The sequence below is a fragment of the Enterobacter sp. MGH 38 genome, from assembly GCF_000492855.1.
GTDB classification, from domain to species: Bacteria; Pseudomonadota; Gammaproteobacteria; order Enterobacterales; family Enterobacteriaceae; genus Enterobacter; species Enterobacter hormaechei_C.
On record NZ_KI535607.1, the window covers coordinates 1895689 to 1921556 of the forward strand.

19 protein-coding genes are annotated in these 25868 nt (G+C 56.1%); 6 read left to right on the forward strand and 13 right to left on the reverse strand.

The genetic code is table 11. The features are described 5' to 3' along the window. Positions 1-1982: autotransporter outer membrane beta-barrel domain-containing protein (locus L384_RS22765; protein ID WP_255343905.1), on the reverse strand; the 1982-nt coding region annotated here is incomplete at its 3' end. A 374-nt stretch (positions 1983-2356) separates the two neighbouring features. Between L384_RS22765 and kefF the strand changes: the two genes are divergently transcribed. From kefF to folA, 3 genes are all read left to right on the forward strand, one after another. Then, on the forward strand, positions 2357-2887 hold the full coding sequence (kefF, locus tag L384_RS11980; protein WP_003856435.1) for a glutathione-regulated potassium-efflux system oxidoreductase KefF: 531 nt from the start codon (positions 2357-2359) through the stop codon (positions 2885-2887). Then, positions 2880-4745, forward strand: a complete 1866-nt coding sequence (kefC, locus tag L384_RS11975) for a glutathione-regulated potassium-efflux system protein KefC (protein ID WP_003856433.1) — start codon at positions 2880-2882, stop codon at positions 4743-4745. Before kefF ends, kefC begins: the two co-directional genes overlap by 8 nt. A 114-nt stretch (positions 4746-4859) precedes the next feature. Then, positions 4860-5339 carry a type 3 dihydrofolate reductase gene (gene folA / locus L384_RS11970; protein WP_003856431.1) on the forward strand — a complete coding sequence of 160 codons (480 nt, stop codon included), beginning with the start codon at positions 4860-4862 and terminating at the stop codon, positions 5337-5339. Between the two features lie 39 nt (positions 5340-5378). On the opposite strand, the gene apaH is transcribed toward folA, so the two are convergent. The 6 genes from apaH to lptD are packed head-to-tail and all read right to left on the reverse strand — an operon-like array spanning position 5379 to position 12108. After that, positions 5379-6227, reverse strand: a complete 849-nt coding sequence (gene apaH / locus L384_RS11965; RefSeq protein WP_023324139.1) for a bis(5'-nucleosyl)-tetraphosphatase (symmetrical) ApaH — start codon at positions 6225-6227, stop codon at positions 5379-5381. A 4-nt stretch (positions 6228-6231) separates the two neighbouring features. Continuing rightward, on the reverse strand, positions 6232-6609 hold the full coding sequence (gene apaG / locus L384_RS11960) for a Co2+/Mg2+ efflux protein ApaG (protein ID WP_003856425.1): 378 nt from the start codon (positions 6607-6609) through the stop codon (positions 6232-6234). Positions 6610-6612: 3 nt separating this feature from the next. After that, positions 6613-7434 (reverse strand): 16S rRNA (adenine(1518)-N(6)/adenine(1519)-N(6))-dimethyltransferase RsmA, encoded by an 822-nt coding sequence (rsmA, locus tag L384_RS11955; RefSeq protein WP_003856423.1) that lies wholly within the window; start codon positions 7432-7434, stop codon positions 6613-6615. After that, on the reverse strand, positions 7431-8417 hold the full coding sequence (gene pdxA / locus L384_RS11950) for a 4-hydroxythreonine-4-phosphate dehydrogenase PdxA (RefSeq protein WP_023324140.1): 987 nt from the start codon (positions 8415-8417) through the stop codon (positions 7431-7433). The genes rsmA and pdxA overlap by 4 nt, the downstream gene beginning before the upstream one ends. Next, on the reverse strand, positions 8417-9703 hold the full coding sequence (gene surA, locus L384_RS11945) for a peptidylprolyl isomerase SurA (protein ID WP_023324141.1): 1287 nt from the start codon (positions 9701-9703) through the stop codon (positions 8417-8419). Before surA ends, pdxA begins: the two co-directional genes overlap by 1 nt. Before the next feature lie 53 nt (positions 9704-9756). Next, positions 9757-12108, reverse strand: a complete 2352-nt coding sequence (lptD, locus tag L384_RS11940; RefSeq protein WP_006810140.1) for an LPS assembly protein LptD — start codon at positions 12106-12108, stop codon at positions 9757-9759. Between the two features lie 239 nt (positions 12109-12347). On the opposite strand from lptD, the gene djlA reads away from it, so the two are divergent. Further along, positions 12348-13163 (forward strand): co-chaperone DjlA, encoded by an 816-nt coding sequence (djlA, locus tag L384_RS11935; RefSeq protein WP_023315375.1) that lies wholly within the window; start codon positions 12348-12350, stop codon positions 13161-13163. 30 nt (positions 13164-13193) lie between these two features. Here the strand turns inward: djlA and rluA are convergent, their stop codons facing one another. From rluA to araB, 6 genes are all read right to left on the reverse strand, one after another. Further along, a complete protein-coding gene (gene rluA / locus L384_RS11930) occupies positions 13194-13847 on the reverse strand; it encodes a bifunctional tRNA pseudouridine(32) synthase/23S rRNA pseudouridine(746) synthase RluA (protein WP_023324142.1) in 654 nt (217 codons plus the stop codon). A gap of 18 nt (positions 13848-13865) precedes the next feature. Then, a complete protein-coding gene (gene rapA / locus L384_RS11925; RefSeq protein WP_003856411.1) occupies positions 13866-16772 on the reverse strand; it encodes an RNA polymerase-associated protein RapA in 2907 nt (968 codons plus the stop codon). Positions 16773-16899: 127 nt separating this feature from the next. Further along, positions 16900-19257: a DNA polymerase II gene (polB, locus tag L384_RS11920; protein ID WP_023324143.1), complete on the reverse strand. Its 2358-nt coding sequence runs from the start codon at positions 19255-19257 to the stop codon at positions 16900-16902. A gap of 156 nt (positions 19258-19413) precedes the next feature. After that, positions 19414-20109 carry an L-ribulose-5-phosphate 4-epimerase gene (gene araD, locus L384_RS11915; protein WP_023324144.1) on the reverse strand — a complete coding sequence of 232 codons (696 nt, stop codon included), beginning with the start codon at positions 20107-20109 and terminating at the stop codon, positions 19414-19416. An 86-nt stretch (positions 20110-20195) separates the two neighbouring features. After that, entirely contained in the window at positions 20196-21698 is a 1503-nt protein-coding gene (gene araA / locus L384_RS11910; RefSeq protein WP_023324145.1) for an L-arabinose isomerase, read from the reverse strand. A gap of 10 nt (positions 21699-21708) precedes the next feature. Further along, positions 21709-23418, reverse strand: coding sequence for a ribulokinase (gene araB, locus L384_RS11905; protein ID WP_022650387.1), 1710 nt, complete (start codon positions 23416-23418; stop codon positions 21709-21711). Positions 23419-23755: 337 nt separating this feature from the next. Between araB and araC the strand changes: the two genes are divergently transcribed. Next, positions 23756-24601, forward strand: coding sequence for an arabinose operon transcriptional regulator AraC (araC, locus tag L384_RS11900; RefSeq protein WP_003856402.1), 846 nt, complete (start codon positions 23756-23758; stop codon positions 24599-24601). Between the two features lie 118 nt (positions 24602-24719). Continuing rightward, the gene (locus L384_RS11895; RefSeq protein ID WP_023324146.1) at positions 24720-25487 is read left to right on the forward strand and encodes a DedA family protein; all 768 of its coding nucleotides are present in this window, start codon (positions 24720-24722) and stop codon (positions 25485-25487) included. The last annotated feature ends 381 nt before the right edge of the window (positions 25488-25868 follow it).

Consider the following 25868-nt stretch of genomic DNA (forward strand, 5'->3'; position numbering starts at 1 on the left):
GTGTTACCGCCGTTGTCGGTGTTACCGCCGTTGTCGGTGTTGCCGCCGTTGTCAGTGTTACCGCCGTTATCGGTGTTACCGCCGTTATCGGTGTTACCGCCGTTATCGGTGTTGCCGCCGTTATCGGTGTTGCCGCCGTTATCGGTGTTGCCGCCATCATCGGTATTGCCACCGTCATCGGTGTCGTCAGAAGGATCATCAGAAGGCGTCGCCTTTGATTCCAGATACCAGTTGCCGTCACTGTGCTGGTAGAGGTTATATTCCCAGGCGCCTGCGACGACCGGTTTTGCCAGCGTCAGTTGGGCTTCGGAACTGCCGCCGATGCTGACAATTTCCATACCGTTAATGGTTTGCGCGCCTGCGCCGCCAATGTTGGTAATGCTGACGCCGGACTGACCGAAGCTGCTGCCCGTAATAGTGAGGTGGTCAGTTGGTGAATTATCTTCACCCAGGGTGCTGTTCATCACAATCTGGCTACCGTCAGAGCCGGTGTAGTCGCCATTAATCGTAAAATTATTGCCAACGCTATTATCAGCCGCACTGAGTAACAGCGTACCACCATTAGTCACGTTGCCGTTGATGGTATCGACGCCGGAAGCGCTGAGCGTGGAGTTACCCTGGACGGCATTCCATGCCGCCAGCGTACCGCCGCTAAGAACCGCGATGTTGTTGTTCACTTCGCCTGCGGTGGCAAAGGTCGCGCCATTTTCAACGGTAACAGTGGCGTTACTGCCCTTGACGCCGAGCGTTGCGCCGGTGGAGACCAGCGTGGTGCCGCCGTGCAGAACCGTATCCCCTGTGTAGCTATTTTTGCCCGTCAGGGTCAGGGTGTTGGAGTCTACTTTTTCGACGTTACCGCTACCGGTCATGTCGGTGGCGAAAGTGAAATCGCTACCCTGATTGAAAATGACGGTACCGTTGTTGGTGATCCCACCGCTGAGCATCGCAGTTTTTTCGCCATCGCCCAGTTGCAGCGAGGCGTGTTTGGCCACCCGCGTATTACCGGTGTTGGATACTTCGCCCGCCAGGGTTAACGCGCCCTTGTCTATCATCAAGGAGTCGCCAGAGCCAATAATGTCAATATCGCCCGACAGCGCCCAGTTTTCGCCGTTCATTGTGACGCTGGCAAAACCGTCCCCTTCATTCAGACCCACAAAATTGCTGTCTTCTGTACCGGTGCCGATCAGAGTGAGGGTGTTTCCCGTGGAATTGGTGGAAATAACGTCACCAACAAGGACGGAACCCGTATCAAGCACCAGCGTGTTATTTTTATTGCTGGCAAACATTATAGCGGCTGTATTACCACTAATCGTTCCGCTATTCTTGATATCCAATTTTGCAGTATCTTTTACATTGATACCGTTCTCGGTTCCCTGCACAAGGGCACTGTTAGTAAGCTTGGTGTTGCCATTAGTTGCCGTAATAGCATCACCATTTGTACCGATAATTGCGCCACTGTTATTAATGCCAATACCATACCGAGTACTTAGACCCGTTTTTCCTTTTATCATTCCGGTGCTGGTATTGATAATGTTTACTGCGGAAGAGTTTTCGCCGACAAACATGCCATTTTCCGCACCGATAATATTTCCACTGTTATTAAAATCACCGAGCATTGACTGAATATTAACAGCATTCGCGGTGGTGGAGGAAATGGTTGCACCGATGTCGTTATTAATTAAAATGCGCTGTTCACCAGTATTAATATCCAGGCCATTTCCCGTGCCAGAAATATTGCCATAATTAGTGGTAGTAGTGGTAGTAAACCCAGTGACAGACACCGCCGCTTCACTACCCGCGGAGGATATCGTCACGTCTTTATTAATAACATATTCAGCATCGGCTGAAAAATCTTGAGGGACTGAGGTTGATTGATCAATGATTGCAGAAAATGCAACCGCGGGGGTGCATATCAACAAAGCAGGAAATATCTTCCCTAGAGTTTTGGTTGTATTATTTAATTTGAAGAATTTTTTGCTCATGTACACATCCATTTGAGTGAGAAGGAACATCAGATAACGTGTGTAAAACGTATATTGACTATCTTTAAGGTTGAGCTCAAAACAAAAAAGCATAAAATTATTATTTTTTCAATGAGTTATGTACAGGTTGATTTATTAAAATATGACTTAAGATAATCTAAAAATATTCGTTAAAAATATGAGTCTGCATAATCATTTTGCAGGGTTAATTCGTCGCTAGCGTGGTGCTCCTTCTTTCGCGTCAGTCGCGTTTGTATGGCGACAAAGGTTGCCAATCCTTGCGATTTGCTTTGAAGCGGTCGTTAGCCTCTTTCAGTTGGGGGGGGAACTGTCTACACTCATTGCTACAAGAAAAGCAGAAGACAGGCATATTCATGGTTCTGATAATTTATGCGCACCCCTATCCGCAGCATTCGCATGCGAATAAGCGGATGCTTGAGCAGGCAAGGACGCTCGAAAACGTAGAGATACGTTCCCTCTATCAACTCTATCCTGATTTTAATATCGATGTCGCCGCCGAACAGGAGGCGCTCTCTCGTGCCGATCTGATCGTCTGGCAGCATCCGATGCAGTGGTACAGCACCCCTCCGCTGCTGAAATTGTGGATCGACAAAGTTTTCTCCCACGGTTGGGCATACGGACACAACGGCAACGCGCTTCATGGCAAAAGCCTGATGTGGGCTGTTACCACCGGCGGGGGGGAAAGCCATTTTGAGATTGGCGCCTTCCCCGGATTTGACGTGCTGGCGCAGCCGCTCCAGGCTACTGCCCTTTACTGCGGTCTGAACTGGCTTCCGCCTTTTGCGATGCACTGTACCTTTGTCTGCGACGATGAAACCTTGCAGGCGCAGGCTCGTCACTACAAACAACGCTTACTTGAGTGGCAGGAGACGCACAATGGATAGCCATACGCTGATACAGGCGCTGATTTACCTCGGCGCGGCGGCATTAATTGTGCCCGTGGCGGTTCGTCTGGGGCTGGGCTCGGTGCTCGGCTATCTGATTGCCGGGTGTGTAATTGGCCCCTGGGGTTTTCGGCTGGTGACGGATGCCGAGTCGATCCTGCATTTTGCGGAGATCGGCGTGGTGCTTATGCTGTTCGTGATTGGCCTGGAGTTGGATCCGCAGCGGCTGTGGAAACTGCGCGCCTCGGTGTTTGGCGGAGGTGCTCTGCAAATGCTGGCCTGCGGTCTGCTGTTGGGCGGGTTCTGCATTCTGCTCGGGATGGAGTGGAAAGTCGCGGAGTTGATCGGCATGACGCTGGCGCTCTCCTCGACGGCTATTGCCATGCAGGCTATGAACGAGCGTAACCTGACGGTGTCGCAAATGGGGCGCAGCACCTTCTCCGTACTGTTGTTCCAGGATATTGCTGCCATCCCGCTGGTGGCGATGATCCCGCTGCTGGCAACCAGCGGCGCATCAACGACGCTGGGGGCATTTGCCTTATCAGCGCTGAAGGTTGTTGGTGCGCTGGCGCTGGTTGTTCTGCTTGGTCGCTACGTAACGCGTCCGCTGCTGCGCTTTGTTGCTCGCTCTGGCCTGCGCGAAGTATTCAGCGCCGTTGCGTTATTCCTGGTGTTTGGTTTTGGATTGCTGCTTGAAGAGGCCGGGCTGTCGATGGCAATGGGCGCCTTCCTCGCGGGGGTCTTACTGGCTAGCTCCGAATACCGTCACGCGCTGGAAAGCGATATCGAGCCGTTTAAAGGATTGCTGCTGGGGCTGTTTTTCATCGGCGTCGGGATGTCTATCGACTTCGGGACGCTGGTGACCCATCCGCTGCGCATCATCATTCTGCTGGTAGGTTTCCTGGTCATTAAAATGGCGATGCTGTGGCTGATCGCCCGCCCGTTAAACGTGCCAAAACCGCAGCGCCGCTGGTTTGCCGTGCTGCTGGGGCAGGGGAGTGAGTTTGCTTTCGTGGTCTTTGGCGCAGCGCAGATGGCAAATGTACTCGATCCGGAATGGGCAAAAGCGCTGACGCTGGCGGTTGCGCTGTCGATGGCCGCAACGCCGATCCTGCTGGTGTTGCTGACGCGTCTGGAAAAAACGGGAAGCGAACAGGAACGAGAAGCCGATGAGATCGACGAGGAGCAGCCGCGGGTGATCATCGCCGGATTTGGCCGCTTCGGGCAGATTACCGGCCGTTTACTGCTCTCCAGCGGAGTCAAAATGGTTATCCTCGATCACGATCCTGACCATGTGGATACGCTGCGTAAATTCGATATGAAAGTATTTTACGGTGATGCGACCCGGGTTGATCTGCTGGAATCCGCCGGCGCGGCGAAGGCCGAGGTGCTGATTAACGCCATCGACGATCCAGAGACCAGTATGCAGATGGTTGAGCTGGTCAAAGAGCATTTTCCGCATCTGACCATTATCTCTCGTGCGCGCGATGTGGATCATTACATCCAGCTCCGTCAGGCGGGTGTGGCAGCCCCTGAACGTGAAACCTTCGAAGGGGCGCTCAAATCTGGCCGCATGGCGCTTGAAAGCCTGGGACTTGGCGCGTATGAAGCGCGTGAGCGTGCCGATTTATTCCGCCGTTTTAACCATGAGATGGTGGAAGAGATGGTGGCGATGGCGAGCAGTACGGCAACCGAACGCGCTGCGGTGTTTAAACGCACCAGCACCATGCTGACGGAGATCATCAACGAGGATCGTAATCACCTGTCGCTGGTTCAGCGCCACGGATGGCAAGGAACGGAAGAGGGCAAGCATACCGGTGATCCTGAGGATGAACCGGAGAGTAAACCCTCTGCGTGAAGTGGAGTTGCCAGCAATATTAAAAAATTTCTAATTCTTTACCCTGCCGCCAGTCGACGAAAGATTAAGCTTTCCGTATAGTGGCGGCAATTTTTTGCATCCGGGAAATTTTCAATGATCAGTCTGATTGCAGCGCTGGCGGTAGACCGCGTTATCGGCATGGAAAACGCCATGCCGTGGAACCTGCCTGCCGATCTCGCATGGTTTAAACGTACTACGTTAAACAAGCCGGTAGTGATGGGCCGCCTGACCTGGGAGTCGATTGGTCGTCCATTGCCGGGTCGTAAGAATATTGTGATCAGTAGCCAGCCGGGCACTGACGATCGCGTGCAGTGGGTTAAGTCCGTTGATGAAGCCATTGCCGCCTGCGGCGATGCCGAAGAGATCATGGTGATCGGCGGCGGGCGTGTGTATGAGCAGTTCCTGCCAAAAGCGCAGAAACTGTATCTGACGCACATTGATGCGGAAGTGGAAGGGGATACCCATTTCCCGGATTACGATCCGGACGAGTGGGAGTCTGTATTCAGTGAGTTTCACGATGCGGATGCGCAAAACTCGCACAGCTACTGCTTCGAAATTCTGGAACGTCGTTAACGGTTTTATCCTCTCCTCGAAGGGAGAGGATAAACATCTTCAGGAGGCGACCGCCTCACCTTCGCCTAAGTCCAGCTGTCGGTTGGATGGCTGCACAAAGTAGGTCTTATCTTCCCAGCGTAAGCAGGTTAAATCCCCGCCCCAGCAGCATCCGGTATCCAGCGCGTAGATATTTTCCGGGGTGCCTTTTCCTTCCAGCGATGCCCAGTGCCCAAATACCACGCTATATTCGTTTGTCACGGGGCCCGGAATGGCAAACCACGGCTTAAGCGGCGCAGGCGCATTTTCCGGCGTATCTTTGCAATACATATCCAGCTGTCCGTTCGGGAAGCAGTAGCGCATGCGCGTAAAGGCATTGGTGATAAAACGCAGTCGCGCCAGGCCGCTGAGATCATCACTCCAGTTATTTGGCATGTCGCCGTACATCGCATCGAGGAAGAACGGGTAGGAGTCGCTCGCCAGCACCGCTTCGGTGTCGCGCGCGCAGGTTTTTGCCGTCTCAAGATCCCACTGAGGCGTGATGCCGGCATGCGCCATCACCAGTTTTTTCTCTTCGTCAATCTGTAGCAGTGGCTGGCGACGCAGCCAGTTGAGCAACTCATCGGCATCCGGCGCTTCCAGCAGGGGGGTAATGCGATCTTTCGGCTTATTACGGCTGATCCCGGCGTATACGGCCAGCAGATGCAGATCGTGGTTGCCCAGCACCATGCGCACGCTGTCGCCCAGCGATTTGACATAGCGGAGGACGTCCAGGGAACCGGGACCGCGCGCCACTAAGTCGCCCGTCAGCCAGAGCGTATCCTGCCCGGGGGTGAAGTCGACCTGTTTTAATAATGCGATCAGTTCATCGTAGCAACCGTGAACGTCGCCAATCAGATATGTAGACATTAGATTAATGAATAAGTGTAGGTACGGCGAGACGGAATACGGGAATAGCAATGCGGAAAGCATTACCGTCGGCATCGACCATTTCGTAATGGCCCTGCATGGTACCCAGCGGCGTTTCAATTACCGCGCCGCTGGTGTACTGATACTCTTCGCCAGGGGCGATATGGGGTTGTTCACCGACCACACCTTCGCCCTGGACTTCAATTTCACGGCCATTGCCGTTGGTGATAAGCCAGTAGCGCCCGAGCAGTTGCACAGGCATCCGCCCCAGATTGCGAATGGTTACGGTATAAGCAAAGACAAAACGTTCTTCATCCGGTGTGGATTGGGACTCAATGTAGACGCTTTGAACCTGAACACAGACGCGGGGCGAATCAATCATGGCTTAGCTCTCCTTCGGCGGCGCATTGTCGCTGATGTAATTAGCCAGCTTGCAGTACTGCTCTACGGAAATATTTTCCGCACGCATTGCCGGGTCGATGCCCAACTCAGCTAATACGTCAACGGTAAACAGATTGCCAAGGCTGTTACGAATCGTTTTACGGCGCTGGTTAAAGGCTTCTGTCGTGATACGGCTCAGCACGCGCAGGTCTTTGACCGGGTACGGCATCGTTTTATGTGGCACCAGGCGCACAACCGCAGAATCTACCTTTGGCGGTGGCGTGAATGCGGAAGGCGGTACTTCTAATACCGGGATCACGTTGCAGTAATATTGCGCCATCACGCTTAAACGACCATACGCTTTACTGTTCGGCCCTGCAACCAGACGGTTAACGACCTCTTTTTGCAACATGAAGTGCATGTCGGCAATGGCATCAGTATAGCTAAACAGATGGAACATCAGCGGGGTGGAGATGTTGTACGGCAGGTTACCGAACACGCGCAGCGGCTGTCCCATTTTTTCTGACAGTTCGCCAAAGTTCATGGTCATCGCATCCTGCTGATAAATCGTCAGCTTCGGCCCGAGGAACGGGTGCGTTTGCAGACGCGCGGCCAGATCGCGGTCGAGTTCGATAACGGTCAGTTCGTCGAGGCGTTCGCCTACCGGCTCGGTCAGCGCGGCAAGTCCCGGGCCGATTTCGACCATGGCCTGACCTTTCTGCGGATTAATGGCAGAAACGATACTGTCGATCACAAACTGATCGTTGAGGAAGTTTTGCCCGAAGCGTTTACGGGCTAAGTGGCCCTGATGGACTCGATTAGTCATTGAGTATTAACAATCATTTTGATGGCGAGATTAAGCGCCGTAATAAAACTGCCGACATCCGCTTTTCCCTGGCCTGCCAGATCCAGCGCAGTACCGTGGTCAACGGACGTTCGAATAAAGGGTAAACCGAGGGTGATATTCACCCCGCGGCCAAAGCCCTGGTATTTTAGCACGGGCAGACCCTGATCGTGGTACATCGCGAGTACGGCGTCGGCATTATCCAGGTATTTGGGCTGGAAAAGGGTGTCGGCAGGCAGAGGCCCGCTGAGGTTCATCCCCTTCGCCCGCATCTCCTCAAGCACCGGAATGATGGTGTCGATCTCTTCGGTGCCCATATGTCCGCCCTCACCCGCGTGCGGATTCAGGCCGCAAACCAGCACATGCGGCTGCGGAATGCCGAATTTGGTTTGCAGATCGTGATGCAAAATGCCAATGATCTCACGCAGGAGTTCAGGCGTAATGGCATCCGGAATGGCTTTGATCGGCAGGTGCGTTGTCACCAGCGCAACGCGCATTGCTTCGGTTGCCAGCATCATCACCACTTTCGGGCTGTGCGAACGCTCTTCGAAAAATTCGGTATGCCCGGTAAACGGAATGCCCGCGTCATTGATCACGCCTTTATGCACCGGACCGGTGATCAGGGCGGCAAATTCGCCCTGAAGGCAACCGTCACAGGCGCGCGCCAGCGTCTCGACAACGTAGTGGCCGTTTTCGGTGTGTAACTCGCCGGGGACAACAGGCGCACGAAGCGGAACAGAAAGCAGGGTGAGAGTACCAGACTGCTGCGGTGCGGGCTGTTGGCCTTCAACGTAAGGGAGGAGCGTTAAAGGCAGACCGAGCAAAGCTGCCCGGTCTTGTAACAGTGTTGCATCTGCACAGACAACCAACTCTACCGGCCAGCTGCACTGGGCGAGCTGAACCACCAGGTCAGGCCCAATCCCGGCGGGTTCGCCGGGGGTGATCACAACACGATGCGGTTTCATCAGTTGCTCAACACTTTCACGTAAGCGCTGGCGCGTTGTTCCTGCATCCAGGTTGCGGCTTCTTCAGAGAACTTACGGTTAAACAGCATGCGATACGCGCGGTCTTTCTGCGCCGCGTCGGTTTTATCCACGTTGCGCGTGTCCATCAGCTGGATCAGATGCCAGCCGAAGGAAGAGTGTACCGGCGCGCTCATCTGGCCTTTATTCAGCTTCATTAACGCATCGCGGAAAGCCGGATCGTAAATATCAGCGGCCGCCCAACCCAGGTCACCGCCCTGGTTTGCAGAGCCAGGATCCTGAGAGAACTCTTTTGCTGCTTTATCGAAGGTGGTTTTACCGCTCTTGATGTCTGCGGCGATCTGTTCCAGCTTCGCACGGGCCTGATCGTCAGTCATGATCGGAGACGGCTTAAGCAGGATATGACGCGCATGCACTTCAGTAACCGAAATGTTCTGGCTCTGGCCGCGCAGGTCGTTCACTTTCAGAATGTGGAAGCCCACACCGGAACGGATTGGACCGACGATATCGCCTTTCTTCGCGGTGCTCAGCGCCTGGGCAAACAGGGATGGCAGCTCCTGAATACGCCCCCAGCCCATCTGGCCGCCTTTCAGCGCCTGCTGGTCAGCGGAATAGGTGATCGCCAGCTTGCCGAAGTCATCGCCATTACGCGCCTGCTCAACGATAGCGCGCGCCTGGCTTTCCGCCTCTGCCGCCTGATCGGAGGTTGGGTTTTCCGGCAGTGGGATCAGGATGTGGCTCAGGTTAAGCTCTGTGCTGGCATCATTCTGATTCCCCACCTGTTTTGCCAGGGCATCCACTTCCTGCGGCAGGATGGTGACGCGGCGACGGACTTCATTATTACGCACTTCTGAAATCAGCATCTCTTTACGGATCTGATTGCGGTAGGTGGCGTAGCTGATGCCGTCATAGGCGAGGCGGCTACGCATCTGGTCCGGGGTAATGTTGTTCTGCTTTGCAATGTTGGCGATCGCCTGATCGAGCTGCTCGTCAGAGATCTTCACACCCATTTTCTGGCCCATTTGCAGGATAATCTGATCCATGATCAGACGTTCCAGGATCTGGTGGCGCAGCGTAGCGTCATCCGGAAGTTGTTGACCTGCCTGGCCCGAGTTGAGCTTTACAGATTTCATCAAACCGTCAACGTCACTTTCAAGCACGACGCCGTTGTTAACCACAGCCGCGACTTTATCGACAACCTGTGGGGCCGCGAAGCTGGTATTCGCAACCATAGCGACACCGAGTAGCAGCGTTTTCCAGTTCTTCATACTTTTTCCATTTCAATTAACCGCAAAGCGGATTACGTTGTAAATCAAGCATATTACAATGAACTACGATACGGCAGAATGTTCGAGCGCAGCATCTGCTGCGTGCCCAGACCGTAGTTAGAACTCAGGCCGCGCAACTCGATATTAAAGCCAATCACGTTATCGTATTTGCCCTGACTGTTTTGCGTATCCCAACCGTTAAGTTTGCGTTCGTAACCGACACGTATTGCGTAACAGCAGGAGTTATATTGCAGACCCAGCATCTGGTCAGCAGGTTTTTGGGCATTCGTGTCATAGTAGTAGGCCCCGACGACTGACCAACGATCGGCAATCGGCCAGCTCGCGGCGGTACCCACCTGTGAAATACCGTCTTTGTATTGGTCTGTATTCGCATAGTTTGGCAGTGTCGCCTGGATATACTCCGGGCTGGCGTAACGGTACGTTAACTGCAACATGCGGTCTTCATCACGACGATATTCGATGGCAGCGCTGCCCGTCGCGATATTGTCCAGTCGTGTATCGTATTGAACACCACCGCGCAGACCCCAACGATCCGTCATGCGCCAGTAGGTGTCGCCTGCCCATACCAGTGAGCCCGTTTTGTTGTCTTTCTCCCAGTTAATGTCGTCATCACCGGTGCGAGACTCGGTGAAATAGTAGATTTGACCAACAGAAACGTTAAAACGTTCAACGGCAGCATCATCATATACGCGCGTTGTGACGCCGGTCGTTAACTGGTTAGCAGACGCAATACGGTCAAGGCCGCCGTAGGTACGGTCACGGAACAGGCCGCTGTAGTCTGATTGCAGGAAGGACGAGTCATAGTTTTGAATTTTGCTCTGATCGCGATAAGGCACATAAAGATACTGCATACGTGGCTCAAGCGTCTGGGTGTATCCATCCGCGAGAAGAGCCATATCACGTTCGAAAATCAGCTTCCCGTCCATTTTGAATTGCGGAAGCGTACGGTTTACCGATTCTTCAAGATCGGTGCCATAACGTTTGTTATACCAGTCCAGATTCTTCTGTTGGTAGTGGGTGGCCATCACTTTGGCTTCGGTATTCAGACTCGCCCAGTCGTTTGACCACGGCAGGTTGATCGTCGGCTCGATATGCAGACGCGTTGATTCCGGCATATCCGAGTTGGTGTTGACGAAATGGACCGCCTGAGCGTAAACGCGCGTGTCGAAAGGACCCACATCGTTCTGATACCAGTTCACGTCCAGCTGCGGCTCGGCACCATAGGTACTACGCGATTGCGTATCAAACACCTGGAACTGTTTGGTCGACACCGTCGCGTCAAAGTTCTCAATGGCGTAGCCCACGCTGAATTTCTGCGTGGCGTAACCGTCGGTACTGGAGCCGTATTTAGAATCAAAGTCGTTGAAGTAATACGGATCGCTGACTTTGGTGTAGTCGATGTTGAAGCGCCACACCTGATCCAATACCCCGGCGTGCTTCCAGTAGTACATCCAGCGGTGCTTATCACCTTCGCTCGGATGCTCGTCCTGGAAGACCTTATCTGATGGCAGATAATCAAATTCCATCAGACCCGCGCCCGCCTTGGTCAGATAGCGGAATTCGTTCTCCCACATGATGTTGCCGCGCTTATGGATATAGTGCGGCGTGATCGTGGCGTCCATGTTAGGCGCAATGTTCCAGTAGTACGGCAGGTAGAACTCAAAGTAGTTCGATGTGCTGTACTTGGCGTTCGGGATCAGGAAACCTGAACGACGTTTGTCACCCACGGGCAGTTGCAGGTAAGGACTATAGAAAATGGGCACCGGGCCGAGTTTAAAACGAGCGTTCCAGATCTCTGCAACCTGTTCTTCACGGTCGTGGATCACTTCACTGCCCACAACGCTCCAGGTATTTGACCCTGGCAAACAGGAGGTAAACGTGCCGTTTTCGAGAATGGTGTAGCGGTTTTCGCCGCGCTGCTTCATCAGGTCCGCGGTACCGCGCCCCTGACGACCGACCATCTGGTAATCACCTTCCCAGACGTTGGTGTCTTTGGTATTCAGATTCGACCAGGCTTTCGGACCTTTCAGGATGACCTGATTGTCGTCATAGTGCACATTACCCAGCGCATCCACCGTACGGACAGGCGCCTGAGCACCTTCCGGTTGCTTCTGGTGCAATTGCACTTCGTCAGCAAGCAGGCGACTGTTGCCCTGGTTAATATCGACATTGCCCGTAAAGGTTGCATTGTCAGGATAATTACCTTTTGCGCTGTCGGCATTAATGGTGACGGGTAAGTCATTCGTATCGCCTTTCACCAGTGGGCGATTGTAACTTGGGACGCCAAGCATACACTGCGAGGCGAGATCGGCTGCGAGCCCCTGTTGGCTATACAGGGCGGTGCCAATCATTGTGGCCAGAAGGGTGGGGATACGTTTTTTCATACGTTGTATTTTATTGTTCCGTCATCAGTGGCTACGGCTTACAAACGCTCAGAGACTATCTTACTCATCAGCGCAGTACCAGCGTTAATCCTGCCCGTTTGCGCGCCAGAGTGTTAGGCTCGCTATCGAATGACGAGTATGATAATGCAAATTATAGGCGATGTCCCTCAATTGACCGTGGCGCGACCACTGTAATGATGGCGTTGCGTCGGCCAGGAACATGACCATTCGGGGAGTATATGCAGTATTGGGGTAAAATAATCGGCGTTGCGTTCGCAATTATTATGGGTGCCGGATTCTGGGGTGTCGTTCTTGGCCTCATTATCGGCCATATGTTTGATAAAGCACGCAGCCGCAAAATGGCCTGGTTTGCCAACCAGCGCGAGCGCCAGTCACTCTTTTTCTCCACCACCTTCGAGGTGATGGGGCACTTAACCAAATCAAAAGGGCGCGTAACGGAGGCCGATATTCAGGTGGCCAGCGTCTTTATGGATCGCATGAATCTGCACGGCGAATCCCGCATCGCGGCGCAGAATGCGTTCCGGATTGGTAAATCAGATAACTACCCGCTGCGTGAAAAAATGCGGCAGTTCCGTAGCATCTGTTTCGGGCGTTTTGATTTAATTCGGATGTTTCTGGAAATTCAAATCCAGGCCGCCTTCGCGGATGGTTCTCTGCATCCGAATGAACGGGACGTTTTATATGTGATTGCCGAAGAGCTGGGCATTTCCCGCATGCAGTTCGACCAGTTCCTGCGTATGATGCAGGGCGGCGCGCAGTTTGGCGGTGGTTATCAGCAACAGCACTCCTCCGGCGGCTGGCAGCAGGCGCAGCGTGGCCCTACGCTTGAAGATGCCTGCAACGTCCTCGGCGTGAAGCCGTCTGACGATGTGACGACCATCAAACGCGCCTATCGTAAGCTGATGAGCGAGCATCATCCGGATAAGCTGGTGGCGAAAGGCCTGCCGCCAGAGATGATGGAGATGGCGAAGCAAAAAGCGCAGGAAATTCAGAAAGCCTACGAGCTGATTAAAGAGCAGAAAGGTTTTAAATAAAAAATGGCCCGACAGTGTCGGGCCATTTTTTCAGAAGTCCACCGGGGCTTTGAACGTCATGGCGTTGCCGAAAGCAGGGTGGGTAATGGTGAGCGTCTGCGCATGCAGTTGCAGGCGCGGCGCTAAGGCCAGCGCTTCTGGCGGCGCATAGAATCTGTCCCCCAGAATCGGGTGACCCATCGCAAGCATATGCACACGCAGCTGATGGGAGCGCCCGGTAATCGGCTTTAGCAGGACGCGCGCGGTGTTATCCGGCGCGTACTCCAGCACTTCATACTCGGTTTGCGCGGCCTTGCCGGTTTCATAACACACCTTCTGCTTTGGCCGGTTCGGCCAGTCGCAAATCAGCGGTAAATCCACCAGCCCTTCCGCCTGCGCCGGATGACCCCAGACGCGCGCGACATACTGCTTCTTCGGCTCGCGCTCGCGGAACTGACGCTTCAGCTCGCGTTCTGCCGCTTTATTCAGAGCCACCACAATCACGCCGCTGGTCGCCATATCCAGACGATGGACAGACTCGGCCTGAGGATAATCACGCTGGATACGCGTCATCACGCTGTCTTTATGCTCTTCCAGACGTCCCGGCACGGATAACAAGCCGCTCGGCTTGTTAACCACCATAATGTGCTCATCCTGATACAGAATGACCAGCCACGGATCCATCGGGGGATTGTAGGGCTCCATTACCGTCTTGCGCTCCGCTTACTGATGCGTCACAACGATAAGACGCAGGGCGTCGAGACGCCACCCCGCCTGATTCAGGCTTTCCAGCACCTGCTGGCGGTTGCTCTCAATGGCGGCCAGCTCATCGTCACGAATGTTCGGGTTCACCGCTTTCAACGCTTCCAGACGCGACAGCTCGGCAGAAAGCTTCTCATCGGCTTCGCTACGCGCCGCATCGATCAGTTCTCTGGCCGCTTTTTCGGCCTGGGCTTCACCCAGTTGCAGAATGGCATGCACGTCCTGCTGCACCGCATTCACCAGCTTGCTGCCGGTATGGCGGTTCACCGCGCTCAGCTGACGGTTGAAGCTTTCAAACTCCACCTGACCGGCCAGATTCGTACCGTTTTTATCCAGCAGCAGACGCACCGGGGTTGGCGGCAGGAAGCGGTTAAGCTGAAGCTGTTTCGGCGCCTGCGCTTCCACAACGTAGATCAGCTCCACCAGCAGCGTGCCCACAGGTAAGGCTTTGTTTTTCAACAGGGAGATGGTGCTGCTGCCGGTATCGCCTGAGAGGATCAGATCCAGGCCATTACGGATGAGCGGGTGCTCCCAGGTGATGAACTGTGCGTCTTCGCGGGACAGTGCCACATCACGCTCAAAGGTGATGGTGCAGCCGTCTTCCGGCAGGCCCGGGAAATCCGGCACCAGCATATGATCGGACGGGGTCAGCACGATCATGTTCTCGCCGCGATCGTCCTGGTTAATGCCGACGATGTCGAACAGGTTCATGGAGAAGCTAATCAGGCTGGTGTCATCGTCCTGTTCTTCAATACTTTCGGCCAGCTGCTGCGCTTTTTCACCGCCGTTGGAGTGGATCTCCAGCAGGCGATCGCGCCCCTGCTCCAGCTGGGCTTTCAGCGCGTCGTGCTTCTCTCGACAGGATTTGATCAGCTCATCAAAGCCCTCGGTGTTTTCCGGCGCCGCAAGGTAACCGATCAGGTCTGCATGCACCTGATCGTAAATGGTGCGGCCGGTCGGGCAGGTATGTTCAAACGCATCCAGGCCTTCGTGGTACCAGCGAACCAGAACAGACTGGGCGGTTTTCTCCAGATACGGAACGTGGATCTGAATATCGTGCGCCTGACCGATACGATCCAGACGGCCGATACGCTGCTCAAGCAGATCCGGATTAAACGGCAGATCGAACATCACCAGATTGCTGGCGAACTGGAAGTTACGGCCTTCAGAACCGATTTCGGAGCACAGCAGAACCTGCGCGCCGCTGTCCTCTTCACTAAACCACGCCGCAGCGCGGTCGCGCTCGATAATAGACATGCCTTCATGGAACACGGCGGCGCGAATACCTTCGCGCTCGCGCAGCACTTGTTCAAGTTGCAGGGCGGTGGCTGCCTTGGCGCAGATCACCAGCACCTTCCGGGAACGGTGCGCGGTCAGATAACCCATCAACCACTCCACGCGCGGATCGAAGTTCCACCAGGTGCCAGTGTCGCCTTCAAATTCCTGATAAATCTGCTCCGGATAGAGCATGTCGCGCGCGCGATCTTCCGCAGATTTACGGGTGCCCATAATGCCGGAGACTTTGATCGCCGTCTGGTACTGGGTCGGCAGCGGCAATTTGATGGTGTGCAGTTCGCGTTTCGGGAAGCCTTTTACACCGTTACGGGTGTTACGGAACAGCACGCGGCTGGTGCCGTGGCGGTCCATCAGCATGTCGATCAGCTCTTTACGCGCAGATCCCGCATTATCGCTGTCGCTGTTCGCGGCCTGAAGCAGCGGCTCAATATCCTGCTCGCCGATAAGATCGCTGAGGGTGTTAAGTTCATCATTAGAGAGACGATTACCGGCCAGCAGCAGCGCGACGGCGTCCGCCACCGGACGATAGTTTTTCTGCTCTTCCACAAACTGCTCAAAATCGTGGAAACGGTTCGGATCGAGCAGGCGCAGACGGGCGAAGTGGCTCTCAAGACCCAGCTGCTCCGGGGTGGCGGTCAGAAGCAGAACACCCGGTACGCGCTCGGCAAGCTGCTCAATCGCCATGTATTCGCGGCTTGGCGCGTCCTCGCTCCAGACGAGGTGGTGTGCTTCGTCGACGACCATCAGATCCCATTCAGCGTCGCACAGATGCTCCAGGCGTTGCTTGCTGCGGCGCACGAAGTCCAGGGAACAAATGACCAACTGTTCGGTTTCAAACGGGTTGTCCGCGTCGTGCTGGGCTTCGGCATAGCGCTCGTCGTCGAACAGGGAGAAGCGCAGGTTAAAGCGGCGCAGCATCTCGACCAGCCACTGGTGTTGCAGCGTTTCCGGCACCACAATCAGCACGCGCTCGGCAGCGCCAGAGAGCAGCTGCTGGTGCAGGATCATGCCTGCTTCGATGGTTTTACCCAGGCCCACTTCGTCAGCCAGCAGCACGCGAGGCGCATGGCGACGGCCCACGTCATGGGCGATATTCAGCTGATGGGGAATAAGGCTGGTACGCTGACCGCGCAGGCCGCTCCACGGCATGCGGTACTGTTCACTCTGGAACTTACGCGCGCGGTAGCGCAGGGAGAAGCGATCCATTCGGTCGATTTGCCCGGCAAACAGACGGTCCTGCGGCTTGCTGAAAACCAGTTTGCTGTCGAGCAGCACTTCACGCAGGATAACATTCGTCTCGTCGGTATCAAGACGCGTACCGATGTAGGCGAGCAGTCCATTCTCTTCTTTTACGTCTTCAACCTTCAGCTGCCAGCCTTCGTGGCTGGTCACGGTGTCGCCCGGATTGAACATTACGCGGGTAACAGGGGAGTCATTGCGAGCGTACAGGCGGTTTTCACCGGTAGCAGGGAAAAGGAGGGTAACCATGCGCGCATCGACGGCAACGACGGTTCCTAATCCAAGTTCGCTTTCTGTATCGCTGATCCAGCGTTGACCAAGTGTAAAAGGCATAGTTGTTCGGCTCTAATCTTTAATTGCAGGCAATAGTTCGACCCCGTCAAAAAAGACGGTCATCGAAAAATGGGTCCGGGAATGGAAAGGGCGCTATGGTACTGGATGGCAACGGTTTCGTCACGCGTCAAAATAGCCCAAGTTGTCCTGTCACTAGTGTAGCAAAGTCGTCATTGATGAACGGTAAAATTCCCTCCGCAACCGGCTGAAGCTGGCGGGTCAGGTAGTGATCGTAATCAAGCGGAGACTGCTGGTAATCAACGGGTTCCGGGCCGTTAGTGGTCCAGACGTATTTGATCGTTCCCCGGTTCTGATACTGCGGCGCACGGCCCCGGCGAACGTTCTCTTCATCCGCCAGCCGCGCGGCGCGTACGTGGGGAGGAACGTTACGTTGATATTCGGCCAGGGGGCGGCGCAGGCGCTTGCGATACACCAGTTGGTCATCCAGTTCACCCGCCATCAGGCTGGCGATGGTGTCGCGCACATAATCCTGATAAGGCTCATTGCGGAACACCCGCAGGTAGAGCGTCTGCTGGAACTGCTGTGCCAGCGGCGTCCAGTCGGTGCGCACTGTCTCCAGCCCTTTAAACACCATCCGCTGCGTGTCACCTTCCTGAATCAGCCCGGCGTAGCGCTTCTTGCTGCCCTGGTCGGTTCCGCGAATGGTCGGCATTAAAAAGCGGGCAAAATGGGTTTCAAACTCCAGCTCTAACGCGCTGGTTAACCGCTCTTTTTGCAAACTTTCGCGCCACCAGTCGTTCACAAAGGCGACCAGATCTTTGCCGATTTGTGCGGCGTCGTCTTCCGAATGGGCGGCTTTCAGCCAGACAAAGGTGGAGTCTGTATCGCCATAAATCACATCATAGCCCCGGGATTCAATCAGCGCTTTGGTCTGGCGCATAATCTCGTGCCCGCGCATGGTGATGGACGACGCCAGACGGGGATCAAAGAAGCGGCAGGCACTGGTACCCAGCACGCCGTAAAAGGCGTTCATAATGATTTTCAGCGCCTGTGAGAGCGGCTTGTTGCCGTGGCGCTTGGCCTCATCGCGGCCGTGCCAGATGTTTCCCACAATTTCGGGCAGGCAGTGTTTTTCCCGCGAGAAGCGTGCTCCAAGAAAACCTTCGGTGCTGTGCGCATCGTCTGGCTGCGCCATCCCCTCCACCAGCCCCACCGGATCAATCAGAAACGTGCGGATAATGGATGGATACAGGCTTTTATAATCCAGCACCAGCACCGAGTCATACAGCCCGGGCCGTGAATCCATCACGTAACCGCCGGGGCTGGCCTGCGGCGGCACGTCGCCGAGGTTAGGGGCGACATAGCCCGCCCGGTGCATCCGCGGGAAATAGAGGTGGCTGAAGGCCGCTACCGAGCCGCCGTGCCTGTCGACCGCAAGGCCGTTCACCGTCGCCCGCTCCAGCAGGAAGGGCATGATCTCGGTTTTGTGGAAGATCTGCGTCACCAGCTCGCAATCTTTCAGGTTATAGGTGGCGAGCGCGGGTTTATCTTCATTAAAGCGCCGGTCGATCTCGTCCATTCGGTCCCAGGGATTGTCGATGGATTTACCTTCGCCGAGCAGTTCCTGGGCGACCGCTTCCAGCGAGAAGGAAGAGAAGTTCCAGAAGGCGGATTTCAGCGCCTCGATGCCGTCGATAATCAGGCGACCATTGGCCTGCGCGAAGAAAACACCGTTCTTAAAACCATGCTCGCGCCACTCCAGCTCGCTGTTTCCGCGCCCCAGCATCAGCGGGATACGGTAACGCTCGGCATGTTTTTGCAGCACGCGCAGGTCAAACTGCACTACGTTCCAGCCGATCAGAACATCCGGATCGTGCTCGGCAAACCACTGGTTAAGCTTCTCCAGCAGTTGCGGGCGGCTGTTGACGTACTCCAGATTAAAGTCCAGCGCGGACGCATCGCCGTTTGGCGGCCCGAGCATATAGACAACTCGCTGCCCACAGCCTTCCAGACCAATGCAGTACAGTTCGCCGTGGCGGGTGGTTTCGATATCCAGCGAGACCCATTTGAGCGGGGGGCGATAATTCGGGCTAGGCTTGAGGCGCGCATTAACGATCCTGCCATTTTGCGCGGTGCCATCTACCCAGACGGGGGCGGTGATAAACCGCTCCATCAGAAAGCGTTCAGGCGGGCGAATGTCGGCCTCGTAAAGCGTCACGCCCGCTTCACGGAGCAGTTTTTCATAGCGCATTAACTGGCGATGGGCGCGGCAATAGAGGCCGTAAACCGGCTGGCGGTGGAAATCTTTCAGTTCAAGCGGGGTTATGCGCCAGCCGTTTTCTCCGCGCAGCAGCTGTTTCACTTTTTCGACGTGAGCTTCAGGAATAAAGGCCACGGACTCCTGCGGCGGGAGCGTAACGTTTAGCGGGCCGTTGTCCGTTGCCAGCCAGAATTCAACCTCAGTACCCTGAGGGGTATCCCGCCAGTGTCTGGTCAGTAAAAAGCCTTCTTGCGCCTGCGTCACGGCGTTATCCCATAAAACAAAACCAGGCCTGATTATAGCCTGGTTGAGGGGTGTTTGCTGGGGTTTTATACAGTGCCTGTTCAGTCGGATGGCGCTGCGCTTATCCGGCCTACAGGTTCCGCAGTCACGGTAAGCGCAGCGACACCGGGCAAAGGTTTACTGCCCGTAGTAGGCTTTCGCACCGTGCTTACGCAGGTAATGCTTATCCAGCAGGGTTTGCTGCATATCCGGCAGCTGCGGTGCCAGCTGGCGGCAGAAGATCCCCATATAGGCGACTTCCTCCAGCACGATTGCGTTGTGCACCGCGTCCTCCGCGTTTTTACCCCAGGCAAACGGGCCGTGGGAGTGCACCAGCACGCCGGGCATTTGCGCCGCGTCGATTCCCTGTTTTTCGAAGGTTTCGACGATCACGTTCCCGGTTTCCCATTCGTACTCACCGTTGATCTCCGCATCGGTCATCAGACGCGTGCAGGGAATGGTGCCGTAAAAGTAGTCCGCGTGGGTGGTGCCGGTCGCCGGAATAGGCTGGCCCGCCTGCGCCCAGATGGTCGCGTGACGCGAATGGGTATGCACAATCCCACCGATGGTCGGGAAGGCCTGATACAGCAGGCGGTGAGTCGGCGTATCGGAGGAGGGCTTTTTTTTGCCTTCAACCACTTCACCCGTTTCGATGCTGACCACCACCATGTCTTCTGCGGTCATTACCGTGTAATCCACGCCGGAAGGCTTGATCACGAACACCCCTTTTTCCCGGTCAACGGCGCTGACGTTGCCCCAGGTCAGGGTCACCAGGTTATGTTTTGGCAGCGCCAGGTTGGCTTCGAGTACCTGACGTTTGAGATCTTCTAACATTGTCGTCTCCTGCCGGATGGCGCTTCGCTTATCCGGCCTACAGAACCGTAGGCCCGGTAAACGAAGTGCCACCGGGCATTCAGGGCTTAGCGTTTTGAACCGTAATAGACTTCGTTCCAGCGCAGCGCGTCTTTAAAGGCTGGCAGACGGGTATCGTTATCAATCACGGTCAGTTCGATGTCGTGCAGCTCGGCAAACTGACGCATATCGTTCAGGTCAAGCGCGTGGCTGAATACGGTGTGGTGCGCGCCGCCGGCCAGGATCCAGGCTTCCGACGCGGTTGGCAGGTCAGGCTGCGCTTTCCACAAGGCGTTGGCGACCGGCAGTTTCGGCAGAGAATGCGGAGTTTCCACCGCATCGACGCAGTTCACCAGCAGGCGGAAACGGTCGCCGAGGTCGATCAGGCTGGCGTTAATGGCCGGGCCGGTACGGGTGTTGAAGATCAGACGGGCCGGATCCGCTTTGCCGCCAATGCCGAGGTACTGCACGTCGAGGATCGGTTTCTCTTCAACCGCGATGGATGGACACACTTCCAGCATGTGCGAGCCGAGCACCAGATCGTTGCCGTTCTCGAAGTGGTAGGTGTAGTCCTCCATAAAAGAGGTGCCGCCCTGCAGACCGGTCGACATCACCTTCATGATGCGAAGCAGAGCGGCAGTTTTCCAGTCGCCTTCGCCCGCAAAGCCGTAGCCCTGCTGCATCAGACGTTGTACCGCCAGACCCGGGAGCTGTTTCAGGCCGTGGAGATCTTCAAAGGTGGTGGTGAAGGCATGGAAGCCGCCCTGTTCCAGAAAACTCTTCATGCCCAGCTCAATGCGCGCCGCGTCCAGCACATTCTGGCGCTTGTCGCCGTTGATTTGTGCCGCAGGCGTCAGACGGTAGCTGCTTTCGTACTCGTCCACCAGCGCGTTAACGTCGCCATCGCTGATGTCATTCACCACCTGCACCAGGTCGCCCACCGCCCAGGTGTTGACGGAAAAGCCAAATTTAATCTGCGCGGCCACTTTATCACCGTCGGTGACCGCCACTTCGCGCATGTTGTCGCCGAAACGCACCACCTTCAGGTGACGGGTATCCTGCTTAGATACCGCCTGACGCATCCAGGAGCCAATGCGTTTTTGTGCCTGGCCATCCTGCCAGTGGCCGGTCACCACGGCATGCTGTTGACGCATGCGCGCGCCGATGAAGCCGAACTCGCGGCCGCCGTGCGCGGTCTGGTTCAGGTTCATGAAGTCCATGTCGATGCTGTCCCACGGCAGGGAGGCGTTGAACTGCGTGTGGAATTGCAACAGCGGTTTGTTGAGGATAGCCAGGCCGTTGATCCACATTTTGGCTGGCGAGAAGGTGTGCAGCCACACCACCAGGCCAGCGCATTTGTCATCGTAATTGGCATCGCGGCAAATGTTGGTGATTTCGTCCGGGGTAGTCCCCAGCGGCTTCAGCACCAGTTTGCACGGCAGTTTGGCTTCCGCGTTCAGCGCATTCACAACGTGCTCCGCGTGTTTCGTCACCTGCTGCAACGCTTCCGGTCCGTACAAATGCTGGCTGCCAATCACAAACCACACTTCATAATTATTAAAAATGGTCATTATCGTGTCCTTAATGTGTCAGGGTTGCCGTAGTGTCCGCGGTGCTTTTGGCCGGGGCGGCGACAGGGAGATAGTGAAGTTCGGCGCTTTTTGCCCATTGCTGGTAGCGCTGATAAAGCTGTTCAAAGCGTTGTGCCTGCTGAGTCTGCGGATGGAGCGTATTTTCGACGGCGCTCGCCATATGCTGTTGCGCGGTCGGGATATCCGCATGGACGCCTGCGGCCACGGCAGCGAAAATCGCGGCACCCAGCGCACAGCACTGATCGGAGGCCACAATTTGCAGCGGCCGGTTCAGCACGTCGCAGCAGGCCTGCATAATCACCGGATTTTTACGGGCGATGCCGCCCAGCGCCATCACGTTGTTCACGTCAATGCCCTGGTCGATGAAGCACTCCATGATGGCGCGCGCGCCGAACGCGGTGGCGGCGATCAGGCCGCCAAACAGCGCGGGCGCGTCGGTCGCGAGGTTGAGATCGGTAATCACTCCTTTCAGACGCTGGTTGGCAAACGGCGTACGACGGCCGTTGAACCAGTCCAGCACCACCGGCAGGTGGTCGAGAGACGGATTTTTTGCCCAGGCGTCGGTGAGCTGCGGCAGGAGCTGTTTTTTGCTCGCCGTAATCTGCGTTTTCAGTTCAGGATGCGCGGCAGCCAGCTGATCCAGCGGCCAGCCGAGCACGCGGCCAAACCAGGCATAAATATCACCGAAGGCGGACTGGCCCGCTTCAAGGCCGATAAAATCAGGCACCACGCTGCCGTCAACCTGACCGCAGATGCCTTTCACCGCGCGGTCGCCGACGCTGGCTTTATCTGCCGTCAGAATGTCACAGGTGGAGGTGCCGATAACTTTCACCAGCGTGTTGGGCTGCGCACCCGCGCCCACGGCCCCCATATGGCAGTCGAACGCGCCGCCGGAAATGGTCACGTTTTGCGGCAGACCGAGGCGTTTCGCCCACTCTTCGCAGAGCGTGCCGACCGGGATATCGGCGGTGAAGGTGTCGGTGAACAGCGGGTATGTCAGGTTTTTGTTGATGATCGGGTCGAGTTCATCGAAGAACGCTGCCGGAGGCAGACCACCCCAGCTTTCATGCCACAGCGATTTATGCCCGGCGCTGCAACGGCCGCGGCGAATATCCTGCGGACGCGTGGTGCCGGAGAGCAGGGCGGGAACCCAGTCGCACAGCTCAATCCATGACGCCGCTGCCTGTGCGACCGACGCGTCCGCGCGGGTAACGTGCAGGATCTTGGCCCAGAACCACTCGCTGGAGTAAATCCCGCCGATGTAGCGGGAGTAGTCAGTTTTGCCCGGCTGATGGCATAAGCGGGTGATGGCTTCCGCCTCTTCCACGGCGGTATGGTCTTTCCACAGCACAAACATGGCGTTCGGATTGTCGGCAAACTCCGGTCGCAGCGCCAGTACGCGGCCTTCGGCATCGACAGGGGCAGGCGTTGAGCCGGTGCTGTCGACGCCAATCCCCACGACATCGGCCCGCTGGGCGTCGGTCAACTCCGCCAGAACGGTTTTGATCGCCGCTTCCATCGACTCGATGTAGTCCCGCGGGTGGTGACGGAACTGGTTGTTTGGCGCATCGCAGTAGCGCCCCTCTTGCCAGCGCGGATACCACTCAACGCTGGTTGCTATCTCCTGGCCAGTCGTACAGTCCACTGCCAGCGCGCGAACTGAGTCGCTGCCAAAATCGAGGCCAATTGCAATTGCCATGGTGTTGCTCCATCCAAAAAACAGGTATGGAAGAACATTAGAGACTAGGGACAAAAATCGTCAGGCAGGATCCGCTAATCTTATGGACTAAATTGCTGTAGCCACGCAAAGTGTGACGCCGTGCAAATATTCTATGTGGACATTTCTGCCGCACTTATAGACACTTTTGTTACTGCTTATCCGCCCGTGCTGGCGGAGAAATCAGGGGGAAAGGCTGAAACATGGCGGACGTAAAAGAGGCGTGATGCTTTTTGGATCTTTTCGCGGGCCATTTTTATACTGCTTTTATCGATATGGACAATTGGTTTCCTTCAGGACCCTTGGGAGAACTGAATCTATGGCCGAACCGCAAAACGATCCCTTACTGCCGGGCTACTCATTTAACGCCCATCTGGTGGCGGGACTGACGCCAATTGAGGCCGAGGGATATCTCGATTTTTACGTCGATCGCCCTCTTGGCATGAAGGGATATATCCTGAACCTGACCGTACGCGGAGAAGGCGTCGTCAAAAATGGGGATCAACAGTTTATCTGCCGCCCCGGTGATATGCTGCTGTTCCCGCCGGGGGAGATCCATCACTACGGGCGCCACCCGGATGCCAAAGAGTGGTATCACCAGTGGGTCTATTTCCGTCCGCGCGCCTACTGGCAGGAGTGGCTCTCGTGGCCGGCCATTTTCGCCCATACCGGTTTATATCGCCCGGATGAGGCGCATCTGGCGCAGTTCCGTGAGCTGTTCGCACAGATTATTGAGGCAGGGCAGGCGGGCGGGCGCTACGCCGAACTGCTGGCCATCAACCTGCTTGAACAGGTGCTGCTGCGCCGCATGGAGGCCATCAACGAGTCGCTTAATCCGCCGCTGGACAACCGCGTCCGCGACGCCTGCCAGTACATCAGCGACCACCTTGCCGACAGCCAGTTTGATATTGCCAGCGTCGCCCAGCATGTGTGCCTGTCGCCGTCACGGCTGTCGCATCTGTTCCGCCAGCAGCTTGGCGTGAGCGTACTCAGCTGGCGCGAGGATCAGCGCATCAGCCAGGCGAAACTGCTGCTCAGCACCACCCGAATGCCTATCGCCACCGTCGGGCGTAACGTCGGCTTTGAAGATCAGCTCTATTTCTCTCGCGTGTTTAAGAAGTGCACCGGTGCCAGCCCGAGCGAATTCCGTGCGGGATGTGAATAATCGGTAAACATTCAGGTGAACTTCAGGCGCATCTTGTAAACTATTCAGACAATTGATGCCTTGACGCGGTGCAGGGCGCTAAGCAGAATCGCTGATTCGTTTTCTGACCGGAATAGTTATGCAGGCATTGCTGGAACATTTTATTACCCAGTCCGTTATGTATTCGCTCATCGCCGTGGCGCTGGTGGCGTTTCTGGAGTCGCTGGCGCTGGTCGGGCTGATCCTGCCCGGCACCGTGATGATGGCGGGGCTTGGGGCGCTTATCGGCAGCGGCGAGGTCAATTTCTGGCAGGCGTGGATGGCCGGTATTATCGGCTGTTTGCTGGGGGACTGGATCTCCTTCTGGCTGGGCTGGCGCTTTAAGAAGCCGCTGCACCGCTGGTCGTTCATGAAAAAAAACAAAGCGCTGCTGGATAAAACCGAGCATGCGCTGCACCAGCACAGCATGTTCACCATCCTCGTGGGGCGCTTCGTTGGCCCAACGCGTCCGCTGGTGCCGATGGTGGCCGGGATGCTGGATCTGCCCGTCGCGAAGTTTGTGGTGCCGAATATCATCGGCTGCGTCTTCTGGCCGCCGTTCTACTTCCTGCCGGGTATCCTGGCGGGCGCGGCGATTGATATTCCTGACGGTATGCAAAGCGGTGAGTTTAAATGGCTGCTGCTGGGCACGGCGGTGCTGCTGTGGCTGGCGGTCTGGCTCTGCTGGCGCCTGTGGCGCAGCGCGAAAGCCAGTGTTGATCGTCTGACGCGCTATCTTCCGCGCACTCGCCTGCTCTGGCTGGCCCCGCTGACGTTGGGGGTGGCCGTGGTGGCGCTGATCGCGCTGATCCGCCACCCGCTGATGCCGGTGTACGGCGAGATCCTGTTAAAGGTGGTGAGCCGTTAAGGTGTTTTCCCTCTCCCTGTGGGCTGAGGGTTCCCCACAAAATAATGCCTGCACAGACGGCCCCCTCTCCCTTGAGGGAGAGGGCTGGGGTGAGGGGGAACAAACGGCTCTGGTGGTCATTCCGTTCACTATATGTTCCTTGCTACTCTGTCACGACATGGCCGGTGAACGTGCCAGGGTGGCTCAGTCGCCACCACCCTTGGCGACCCGAGCTCCCGGCGGAAAATCGCCGCTTCGCGGTACCTTCGGCTTATTCCTTCAGGCTATCGGGTCGGGCATGAGCCTGCATCCATGCAGGCCACGCCCTCTCGGCGCATCCCTGCGCCTCGCCCCGGCCTACAGGAAACGCCTCAGCGATTTACAGCCGGACCAGGGCATCGC

What these genes read in the sequence shown, in the direction of transcription:
- apaH (WP_023324139.1), bottom strand. Translation starts at nt 6,227, where the DNA reads ATGTCTACATATCTGATTGGCGACGTTCACGGTTGCTACGATGAACTG.
- apaG (WP_003856425.1), bottom strand. Translation starts at nt 6,609, where the DNA reads ATGATTGATTCGCCCCGCGTCTGTGTTCAGGTTCAAAGCGTCTACATT.
- kefC (WP_003856433.1), top strand. Translation starts at nt 2,880, where the DNA reads ATGGATAGCCATACGCTGATACAGGCGCTGATTTACCTCGGCGCGGCG.
- folA (WP_003856431.1), top strand. Translation starts at nt 4,860, where the DNA reads ATGATCAGTCTGATTGCAGCGCTGGCGGTAGACCGCGTTATCGGCATG.
- surA (WP_023324141.1), bottom strand. Translation starts at nt 9,703, where the DNA reads ATGAAGAACTGGAAAACGCTGCTACTCGGTGTCGCTATGGTTGCGAAT.
- L384_RS11895 (WP_023324146.1), top strand. Translation starts at nt 24,720, where the DNA reads ATGCAGGCATTGCTGGAACATTTTATTACCCAGTCCGTTATGTATTCG.
- araA (WP_023324145.1), bottom strand. Translation starts at nt 21,698, where the DNA reads ATGACCATTTTTAATAATTATGAAGTGTGGTTTGTGATTGGCAGCCAG.
- araD (WP_023324144.1), bottom strand. Translation starts at nt 20,109, where the DNA reads ATGTTAGAAGATCTCAAACGTCAGGTACTCGAAGCCAACCTGGCGCTG.
- rluA (WP_023324142.1), bottom strand. Translation starts at nt 13,847, where the DNA reads ATGGAGCCCTACAATCCCCCGATGGATCCGTGGCTGGTCATTCTGTAT.
- pdxA (WP_023324140.1), bottom strand. Translation starts at nt 8,417, where the DNA reads ATGAAACCGCATCGTGTTGTGATCACCCCCGGCGAACCCGCCGGGATT.
- rsmA (WP_003856423.1), bottom strand. Translation starts at nt 7,434, where the DNA reads ATGACTAATCGAGTCCATCAGGGCCACTTAGCCCGTAAACGCTTCGGG.
- rapA (WP_003856411.1), bottom strand. Translation starts at nt 16,772, where the DNA reads ATGCCTTTTACACTTGGTCAACGCTGGATCAGCGATACAGAAAGCGAA.
- kefF (WP_003856435.1), top strand. Translation starts at nt 2,357, where the DNA reads ATGGTTCTGATAATTTATGCGCACCCCTATCCGCAGCATTCGCATGCG.
- araC (WP_003856402.1), top strand. Translation starts at nt 23,756, where the DNA reads ATGGCCGAACCGCAAAACGATCCCTTACTGCCGGGCTACTCATTTAAC.
- lptD (WP_006810140.1), bottom strand. Translation starts at nt 12,108, where the DNA reads ATGAAAAAACGTATCCCCACCCTTCTGGCCACAATGATTGGCACCGCC.
- araB (WP_022650387.1), bottom strand. Translation starts at nt 23,418, where the DNA reads ATGGCAATTGCAATTGGCCTCGATTTTGGCAGCGACTCAGTTCGCGCG.
- djlA (WP_023315375.1), top strand. Translation starts at nt 12,348, where the DNA reads ATGCAGTATTGGGGTAAAATAATCGGCGTTGCGTTCGCAATTATTATG.